Annotated in this window: 9 protein-coding genes; 3 read left to right on the top strand and 6 right to left on the bottom strand. The window is 61.2% G+C overall.

Annotated elements, in window-relative coordinates:
* Nucleotides 1–254: 254 nt before the first annotated feature.
* The 3 genes from IOD17_RS19040 to IOD17_RS19030 are packed head-to-tail and all read left to right on the top strand — an operon-like array spanning nucleotide 255 to nucleotide 1,601.
* Nucleotides 255–584 (top strand): hypothetical protein, encoded by a 330-nt coding sequence (locus IOD17_RS19040; protein ID WP_233686595.1) that lies wholly within the window; start codon nucleotides 255–257, stop codon nucleotides 582–584.
* Nucleotides 585–621: 37 nt separating this feature from the next.
* Nucleotides 622–1,074 (top strand): hypothetical protein, encoded by a 453-nt coding sequence (locus IOD17_RS19035; RefSeq protein ID WP_233686594.1) that lies wholly within the window; start codon nucleotides 622–624, stop codon nucleotides 1,072–1,074.
* Complete coding sequence (locus tag IOD17_RS19030; protein ID WP_233686593.1) at nucleotides 1,071–1,601, top strand: hypothetical protein; 531 nt, start codon at nucleotides 1,071–1,073, stop codon at nucleotides 1,599–1,601. Before IOD17_RS19035 ends, IOD17_RS19030 begins: the two co-directional genes overlap by 4 nt.
* 306 nt (nucleotides 1,602–1,907) lie before the next feature.
* Here IOD17_RS19030 and IOD17_RS19025 read toward each other — a convergent pair whose 3' ends face one another.
* The 6 genes from IOD17_RS19025 to rimI all read right to left on the bottom strand — a co-directional run bounded on the left by IOD17_RS19025 (nucleotide 1,908) and on the right by rimI (nucleotide 8,695).
* Nucleotides 1,908–2,816 carry a DMT family transporter gene (locus tag IOD17_RS19025; protein WP_233686592.1) on the bottom strand — a complete coding sequence of 303 codons (909 nt, stop codon included), beginning with the start codon at nucleotides 2,814–2,816 and terminating at the stop codon, nucleotides 1,908–1,910.
* 3 nt (nucleotides 2,817–2,819) lie between these two features.
* On the bottom strand, nucleotides 2,820–3,464 hold the full coding sequence (gene can, locus IOD17_RS19020) for a carbonate dehydratase (protein WP_233686591.1): 645 nt from the start codon (nucleotides 3,462–3,464) through the stop codon (nucleotides 2,820–2,822).
* 61 nt (nucleotides 3,465–3,525) lie between these two features.
* Nucleotides 3,526–4,770, bottom strand: coding sequence for a C69 family dipeptidase (locus IOD17_RS19015; protein ID WP_233686590.1), 1,245 nt, complete (start codon nucleotides 4,768–4,770; stop codon nucleotides 3,526–3,528).
* A gap of 18 nt (nucleotides 4,771–4,788) precedes the next feature.
* The gene (locus IOD17_RS19010) at nucleotides 4,789–6,705 is read right to left on the bottom strand and encodes a bifunctional metallophosphatase/5'-nucleotidase (protein WP_233686589.1); all 1,917 of its coding nucleotides are present in this window, start codon (nucleotides 6,703–6,705) and stop codon (nucleotides 4,789–4,791) included.
* Nucleotides 6,706–6,796: 91 nt separating this feature from the next.
* Nucleotides 6,797–8,134 carry a flavin monoamine oxidase family protein gene (locus tag IOD17_RS19005; RefSeq protein WP_233686588.1) on the bottom strand — a complete coding sequence of 446 codons (1,338 nt, stop codon included), beginning with the start codon at nucleotides 8,132–8,134 and terminating at the stop codon, nucleotides 6,797–6,799.
* Nucleotides 8,135–8,242: 108 nt separating this feature from the next.
* Nucleotides 8,243–8,695, bottom strand: a complete 453-nt coding sequence (gene rimI / locus IOD17_RS19000) for a ribosomal protein S18-alanine N-acetyltransferase (RefSeq protein ID WP_233686587.1) — start codon at nucleotides 8,693–8,695, stop codon at nucleotides 8,243–8,245.
* Nucleotides 8,696–8,743 lie beyond the last annotated feature (48 nt).

Genomic DNA, 8,743 nt, shown 5'->3' with positions numbered 1-8,743 from the left:
GTCGCGCTCGGTCACTTGCTTGACCGCTTCGATCTTGAATTCTTCGGGGTAACGCTGGTTGCTCATGGCACCTCCTAATGGGCCTCAATTATGAGGCTCGGAGGTCTCTAGGGAAGCGGGGCCTATTCACCCTCCTCACAACCATAGGCTGGATTATCGCTGCGAAGATAATCACTGGCAGCCTCAAGCTGAACATGCCCTGGTAGGCCTTATAAAATAAGCGGCCACCGTCTCAATGGAGTGATTAAAGGCAGATGAAACAGATATTCCTTGCACTGGCCATGGCCACAAGCCCTGCTGTCGCAGAAGAATCAAAACCCTTGGCCACTCAAGCGGGTGACGCTATGCGGCCTGCTGCAGAAGCCTATAGCAACGGCATGCAGCGACTGATTCATGAATTTTTTGCAGGGTCTGATGGCGTGCTGGGCCAGGCAGCACGTTCCAACCTGAAAGCCCAGGACAAGAAAGAACGCGAAACTAATCGCGGGGTTAGACGCACAATGAAGGAATGCATAAAGCCTGGAAATGTCATCGATGATGACGTGAAGGAATGCATGGAAGGCTTGCGAGTAAAAGAGTGGTGAGGCGAGTCACGATTGATACCAGCAGCAGGAGGACTCCGTGACCGCACAACTGAGAGATACCCTGGAATATGCAGGGAACAAGACTGGGATGACCAGCCTGCCCCTGAGCAGCTACTGGACCATGAATGGCTCAAGGCAACCTGGCACCGTCACTAATGCTCGCCACTTTGCCGATATGGGCACCTTTTGTTGGCGGCGCTACACCGCGCAATGGCGCATTGAGCAGGAGCACCTGTACCTCGTGGCAATCAATGCCACTTACGAGGACGGCACACAGGCGGAGCTGGAAGATTTCTTCCCCGGCTACCCGGAGCAGGTGTTCGCGCACTGGTTCAGTGGTGAACTGCGCTGCCCCAGAGGTGAGCTTTTGGAATATGTACATGCCGGCTTCGCCAGCCGCTATGCCGAAACGCTGGTGTTTACCGTTGAGCGTGGCGTGGTGAAAGGCCAGCACTGCATCGATAACCGCATCCAAGGTGCCAACACATGAGCGCATTCTGGTATTGGCTAGGAGGTTATCTGCTTGTCGGAATTTTGCCGATAGGTGGCGCATACGGCTATGCGAGGCTGATCAAGCGCTCAGTACCCACCGAAGACACGATGACCTGGAAGGAAAGTACCGCGTGCTTTCTGGCGGTATTGATTCTATGGCCGCTGGTGATCGCCATGCTGGCTTACGAAGGGCTATTCAACCGCCGCCCACCTGCCCCGGTATACCGTGAATGGATCGCAACGCCGGCCAGCCTGACCGAGCCGTTATCACGGGAACGCATCGAGCAACTGGAGATTTACAGCGACCCACTCAATGCAGTGCCTGCCTTGCCTTTCGGCCATCTAAACGACGCCTGGCAACGTTTCTGCCAGCAACTGCAGGAAACCGACCAGCTGTGGTCATTCCGCATTGATGCTGGCCAAGACACAGGGCTCGACTACGACAAACGCTACGGAATCGTTGAAGGCTACGCCCTGCTTCGTGGTGGCCAAATATGTGGTGAGTTCTACGCGAGGATGGATTGACCCTCACGAGTCGAGGGCCTGCAGCGAAGCGAAAACCACGCCCGTCCGTCGGTTTTTTACGCCGCAAAAAGTCAGCTACACAGGCCCACATACTGGCTACCAAAAAGCGCTTCTAGAAACCCAGCGACAGGCGCCATGTATGCCAGGCTGTATGCCAAACAAAATCACTAAAGATAAAATCAATATAAACCAGTGCTTTAGCAAACCAGTTCAAATGACTGCGTACCACCAAACAAAACAAGGGTTTAGCGAAAGCTAAGCCCTTTTTTGTTTTCTGGGCAGGCCTACACACAAACCGCCTTCCCTCTAACGCCCCTTAACCGTCCTCTGCGTACCGAGCAGCAGCCCAGTAAAGATCAGCGTTGCGCCAAGCCAGTGATAGGGCTGCAAGCCCTCCCCCAGCAATAGCCAGCCCAGTACGGCGGTGAAAACTGGCATCAGGTAGTTGGAGAGCGCGGCCTTGGCGGCGCCTATTACGCGGATGGCGTGGTTCCAGGCGAGGTAGGCGAGCAGTGAAGCAAAGATGGCGGTATAGCCGATGGCGGCCAAGTTGTGCGGCGTCACGCTGAAGTGTGCGCCCTGAGTCAGTTCGTAAAGGTAGAACGGCAGAATCAGCGGCACGCCCAGCAACATCAGCATGCCCAACAATGCCAGTGGTGGGATTGGCAGCAGGTAGTGGGCCCAACGCCGCAGCAGCAATGAGTAGAGCGCCCAGTCCGCCACTGCCAGCAACATGATCAGATCACCCTTGTTGAATGCCAGGCCGGCGAGACTGGCCCGGCTGCCTTTGCTGATCAGCACCAGCAATCCAACAACGGCCACCGCCATACCCCACCAGGCGCGACGTTGCGGCCACTCGCCGAGCAGCAGGCCCGCGCCGATAAAAGTCATCAGCGGCAAGCAAGTGTTGACCAGGGTGATGTTGATCGCCGCCGTGGTTTGCGCGGCGGCGTAGAGCAGGCTGTTGTAACCAGCAATACCGAGGCCGGCGAGCACCAGTAAACGCCAACCGGCAGCGCGCAGTGCTGTGCGATGCTGCCACAGCGGCTTGGCCACAAAGGGCAGCAACAGCACCAGGGCCAGGCTCCAGCGCCAGAATGACAGGGCGAATGGCGGGATTTCGCCCGCAAACGCCCTCGCCACCAGGGCATTACCGGACCAGCAAAGGGTTGCCAGCAGCAGACCGGCCAGCGCGACACGGATGGAAGATTGCATGCCTCAATTCTGGCCGAGCGGGCGCAGGCGGTATTGCGGCGGCAGCTGTTCCATGCCGCTGACAGTGGCGTTGAGGTTCTTCCAGCGGCCGTCCTTGATGCCATAGATGCAACCATGCACCGCCAGCGGCTGCCCACGGTGCCAGGCGTTCTGCACGATGGTGGTGTGGCTGACGTTGGCCACCTGCTGGATCACATTGAGCTCGCACAGGCGGTCGACCTGCTCTTCCTCAGAGGGCAACTGTGCTAGATGTTCGCGGTGCTCGTAGTAGAGGTCACGAATGCTACGCAGCCAGCCGTCGATCAGGCCGAACTGAGTGTCCTGCATGGACGCCCGCACCCCGCCGCAACCGTAGTGCCCGGTGACCAGGATATGTTTGACCTTGAGCACGTCGACCGCGTACTGGATTACCGACAGGCAGTTGAGATCGGTGTGCAGCACCACGTTGGCGACATTGCGGTGGACGAATAGATCGCCCGGCAATAGGCCGACAATCTCGTTAGCCGGCACACGCGCATCAGAGCAGCCGATCCACAGGTATTCGGGCACTTGCTGCTGCGCCAGTTTGGCGAAAAACTCGGGATCTTCTTCCTTGATCGCTTCGGCCCAACGCGCGTTGTTGTCGAAGAGGTGCTGTAGATCGCTCATGGTCACTCCGTATTCGTCGATGCGCACCATAGGAGCGCAACCGGCTTTTGACAAGCATGCGTTACAGCTGCGCCTGACGCCGCCACCAGCGATTGAGCGGCACGCTGTCCTGCAGGGCCTGACTGTGCCAGTCGCGATGCCAGTTACGGGCCTGGGCCGCCAGCTGCGCCCAAGGCACTTGTGGTTGCTGCAATGCCAACCACAGCTGCGTCTCCAGCGCGTTACGGCTGTTACGCAGGCTCTGGCGAAACGCACGGTCAACCAGCGCACGCCGATGTACCGGTTCGAAACGCCACCACAGGCTCTGCTCAATCGCGGTCAGTGGATCCCCGAGCACCGCCGTACCCGATTCGGCAGACAGGCTCAACGGCTGGAACAGGCTCATGCAGGGCGCGGAGGTACCGGTTGCCGCCAGCAAACTAGCCGGCCCCTGTAACCGGGCCACCAGGCTGGCGGTGGTTTGCGACGGCCGCCAGAAGCTGCCAGCGTGCAGGCAGACCTGGCGGTTGTTATGCCGCTGAAAGTCATCACCGGCCTGACCATGGCTGCGCAGTGCGCTGAATAGATTGGCAAAACCAGGCGCCCCACTGCACGGCGTCAGCCATTGCTGGTTCTGCGCACGTCGCTGGTGCGCGCCACCAATCCAGGGCAACAGCCGGGTATCAAAGGCCTGGGCAAAGTGCAGATCGCCCTTGCCATCCCAGCACTGCAAGCGCCGAGCCTGGTCATGCAGCCCAGGACTGTGCAGGTCGAACTCATGCCCCAGGGTCAACGCGTTGGAAATCGCCCAGCTGTCGACGCGCTTGGCTGCCCACAAATGCCCGGCCGTTTCCAGCACCCAGGCTTCGTCAGCGTCGGCCAGAAGAAAGCTGTTGTCGTAACGAAAGCTCTTGTCGCGATAACCTGCCGCCCCACCCTGGCCAAACGCCTGCAGGTGTTCGGTAATCACCGCCAGGGCCTCACGGGCACTGCCGCCCCGTTCCAGGCCCAGACGCAGCAGGTCCATGCCCAGCAGCGCATCACCCTGGCGCAGCGTCAGGCGGGTGAATACCGCTTCGTTGCCAATCGCCACCCCGCAGTCATTCACCCCCATCTCACCGCCCCACAACCAGCTGGGCTGACTGAGCACCAGACCATGCCGATCCGCCGTCTGCGGCACCTCGATATAGCTGGTGAGCACCCGCGGGCTGCGATCCCCACGCACCGCCGGCAAGCGGATCAGCCGCTGTGGCTCGGCCGCTTCGCGATCACTGTTCTTGGCAAACCAGGTCTGTCCATGACTGCGCAGCACCAGGGTGTCGCACATGCTCACCTCTTCTTATTATCAACTCCGGCGTAGATGCCGACGACGCAGCAACCATACGATCAGCAGCACGCCAGCCAGCAGCACCAGGCTCACGCCCCACTGCAATGGCCCGGCATAGCGATACAATTCGGCGGGGTGCAGGCTTGCCTCACGGCGCATGCGCTGCTCGGCCGCCGCGCCCTGAGTGGGAATATCGGCCAGGCCATCACCATCTTGATCGGGCAGGCTGCGGATATGGTCGAGCAGGCCCTGCCATTCCTTGTATTCCTGTACACCGGGCTGCTGCGGATCGGCATCGATGATCGCCGCCTTGAGCTGGGTCAGCGGCTGGCCCTGAGCATCCTTGGGCTGCACGCTGAGCAGGCCTTTGGTCAAGTCGCTGACCAGCCAAGTGAAGCTGCCGACATAGCTGGTCGCACCGATGCTATAGAGCCGCGTATCAGCCAGATCCAGTGGCGTGTAGCCGTTGAGCGGGTCACCCAGTTCAATCTGGCTGACCCGGTCAAACGGCACACGCCAGGGGTTATAGGCAAAGCGTAGGCCCGACACGCGCGGGTAGTAGCTCTTGCTCTCGCGCAGCTGATAGGCCAGCAACAGCACTTCCAGCAGGTTCTTCAGCTCCTGGCCGGTGACATACACCTTGATCAGCGGGTAGCCCGGCGCATCGTCCAGCTCGCCAATGCCCAGTGGCGCGATACGGAACAGATCAGACACCGCCTGCACGCCCTGCCGGCCCTTGATCAGGTTGTCGCGGATGGTGCCATTGCCGGTGAACGACACATCGCTGCCAGTCGCCTGGCGTAACGCATCGGTAACCAGGTTGCCGAGAATCGGATCGTCATAGGCCCGCGTGAGGGTCTTGTCGACCTTGGCCAGCGGCTGATCGAAGGCATAGCCTTTGGGTGCCAGCATCTGCGCGCTGACCACCTGCTTGAAGTCCTCGACCTGAGCGGTCACGGCTGCATCGCCAGCAATCTGGTCATTGATCGGGTGCAGCTGATATCCGAGCACCTGCGGCTTGCCGTCGGCGTCCAGGCGCATATGCAACTCGCCCAGGTGCTGGATCTCGGAACCGGCCTGCATCACCGGTGTGCGTCCGTTGACCAGCACGGGCTGCGCCAGCGCAGTGTGTGAATGGCCACCGACGACGATGTCGATGCCCGGCACCTGCTCGACCAACTCGACCTCTTCACCGCGCCAGCTGCCATCGGCCTGCTGCACCACGCCCATGTGCGAAAGCAGGATCACCACCTCGGCACCCTCCTCGCGCAATTTGCCGACCGTGGCTTTGGCGGTCGCCAGAGGGTCAGCAAAACGCGCCGGCTTGATCATCGGGCTGACCGCCACCGCGTTGTTGCCGAGCAGGCCGAACAGGCCAAAACGAATGCCGCCTTTGTCGATCAGCTTGTAGGGCGCGATGCGCCCGGCGTCGTAGTGCGCCTGCAGGCTGTCGTCTTCGGGACGCTCAGGGTCGAAGCCGAGGTTACTCGAGAGCAGCGGCATCAGGGCCTCACCCTTGGCCTTGTGCGCCGCGCTGATCATCGCGGCCAGCCCGGCCGGACGAAAATCGAATTCGTGGTTACCCAGAGTCGCGGCGTCGTAGCCCAGCTCGGTCATCAGGCGCAGCTCGCCTCCGGTTTCCCGGGTCACGGTATGAAACAGCGTGCCCATGCTGAAGTCGCCGCCATCGAGCAGCAGCACCGGCTGCTCGCCGGCAGCAGCGCGACGCTGTTCAAGCAGGGAGGCCAGTCGTGCCACCCCGCCGACGGTATCATCATCACCCACACTGGCCGGGGTGTATTCGTTATTCGGGCCAAAGCCGAGCAGCCGCGACTGCCAGTCGTTGGTGTGCAGAATGGTAAAGCTGCGCTCGGCGGCCAGCGTCAGGCTGGAGCTGCACAGGCAGAGGGCAAACAGACTACAAAGCAAACGCATGGCGACATCCTTGAGCAAACGATGCGGCAGTATGGCCGCGTAGATCAGGCAGTGCAGCGACCGATAAGGCCGCAGGCACTCGCCAATCGGGTCAACTGTTCAGCACTTCAGCGGCAGCGCGCTCGCCTGCCTGTACCGCCCCGTCGAAGTAACCCATCCAGCGGGTGGCGGTTTCCGTCCCGGCAAAGTGCACACGGCCCAGCGGCTCGCGCAAACGCGCCGCACCATTGCTCCACAACCCTGGTGGAAACAACGCAGCGTAACAACCACGGGCAAAGGGTTCATCCATCCAGCTCTTGTCGACGTACTCGAGCGGCTGCAACGCCTGCGCACCGAAGTAACGGGCAAAGCATTCCAGCACCACTGCCTGGCGTTGATCGGCCGGCTGATCACTCCAGTGACGCGCCTCATCGCCTTCGATAAAGCCCATCAGCACACCGCGCGGCGAACCTGGCAGGCTGTTATCGAAGGTCAGGCGCACCGGCCCGCTTTCGCTGGTGGCCTGACCGGACAAACCGCGCTCACGCCAGAACGGCGTGGCGTAGTGGGCCATGCATTTGACCACCGCACCCTGTGGCTGGCGTTGCAGCAACTGGTCACGCCAGCCGGGCAGCAACGGCTCCTGGGTGATGCGCAGCAACATGGTTGGCGGCACGGCGAAGATCACCCGGCGTGCCGGGTGGCTGCCGCTGTCGGTGATCAGTTCAACCTTCTCGGCCTGCTGACGCAGGGCGCGCACCGGCTGCTCCAGCTGCACGGCATCGCCCAGACGCGCAGCCAGCTCCTCACAGATGCGCTGGCTGCCGCCGACGATACGGTCCTGCTGCGCGCCTTTATCGACGCCGAGCAAGGTGTCCAGATTGGTGCCGCTGTTGATGTAGAACAGCACATGCAGAAACGACAGTTCGCGGGCGTTGGCGGCAAACACCGCGCCACTGAGCAGCTCGAAAACCTTACGGCCATGGGTAGTACGCAGGTTACGGGCAATCCACTGGGCAAAGCTCAGGCTGTCCCACTGCACAGCCCGGGGATGGCGAGCGGGGTCGTCGAGGAGAATCTGTCGGGCCAGGCGATCCAGACGCCATTGCGCCAGGGCGACATCCAACAGCACATGCGGGGCAAAACGCGGGATGGTGCCGCGATAAGGTTTCAGCACGCCACCGAACAGGGTCAGATTGTCACCCTGGTTCCACAGCGGGAAAGTGTGCAGGTTCAACTCGGCGAGCAGCGCCAGGATGCGCTCCTGGGTCGGCCCGACCCATTGCCCGCCGACCTCGACCACGTCACCTGAGGCAAACCGGTGATTGAGCGTGCGGCCGCCCACCCGTGGATTGGCCTCCAGCACCTTGACCCGCTTGCCGGCCTGCGCCAGCCGCCAGGCCGCCGTCAATCCGGAAATCCCCGCCCCCACTACGATCACATCGTGCATGTGTCGCCCTTCTGCTTGTTATGCCGCAGAGGGTACGTGATCACAGCAGCGAGCCCCAAAGCCGAACGCGCCAGAATCACCGACAAAGCGGTCACCCCAGGCGCAGCGTCAGTCAAACAGGGGGCAAACCATCACCAGCGCATCTTCACGGCCACCCACAGCAGGGTAGTAATCGCGACGCCGGCCGACTTCGTTGAAGCCGTAGCGCTCGTACAGGCGGTAGGCCACCTGATTGCTCGCACGCACTTCCAGAAAGCAGTCCTTGGCTCCCTGGGCTTGCGCCTCGTGCATCAGGTGTTCGAGCAGTTTTAGGCCCAGACCACGGCCCTGGCTTTCCGCCTTGACGGTGATATTGAGCAGGTGCGCCTCGTCCATGATCACCTGGATCACGCCATGACCGACCTGCTGCTGACCTTCAAACATCACCCAGCAGCTGTAGGAGGTCAGGCTGTCGGTAAAGATGCCGCGCGTCCAAGGGTGGCTAAAGGCGGCGTATTCGATTTTCAACACCGCATCGATATCCGCCGCCGTCATCTGGCGAAAGCTGATTGCATCACTCATTCAGGTTGACTCGGCAAACGGTAGAAACCCAGCAAGCGGCCGGGCAAG

Source organism: Pseudomonas anguilliseptica (assembly GCF_021375795.1).
In the GTDB taxonomy this organism is placed as follows: Bacteria; Pseudomonadota; Gammaproteobacteria; order Pseudomonadales; family Pseudomonadaceae; genus Aquipseudomonas; species Aquipseudomonas anguilliseptica_A.
This window is presented reverse-complemented; position numbering and strand designations above follow the sequence as displayed.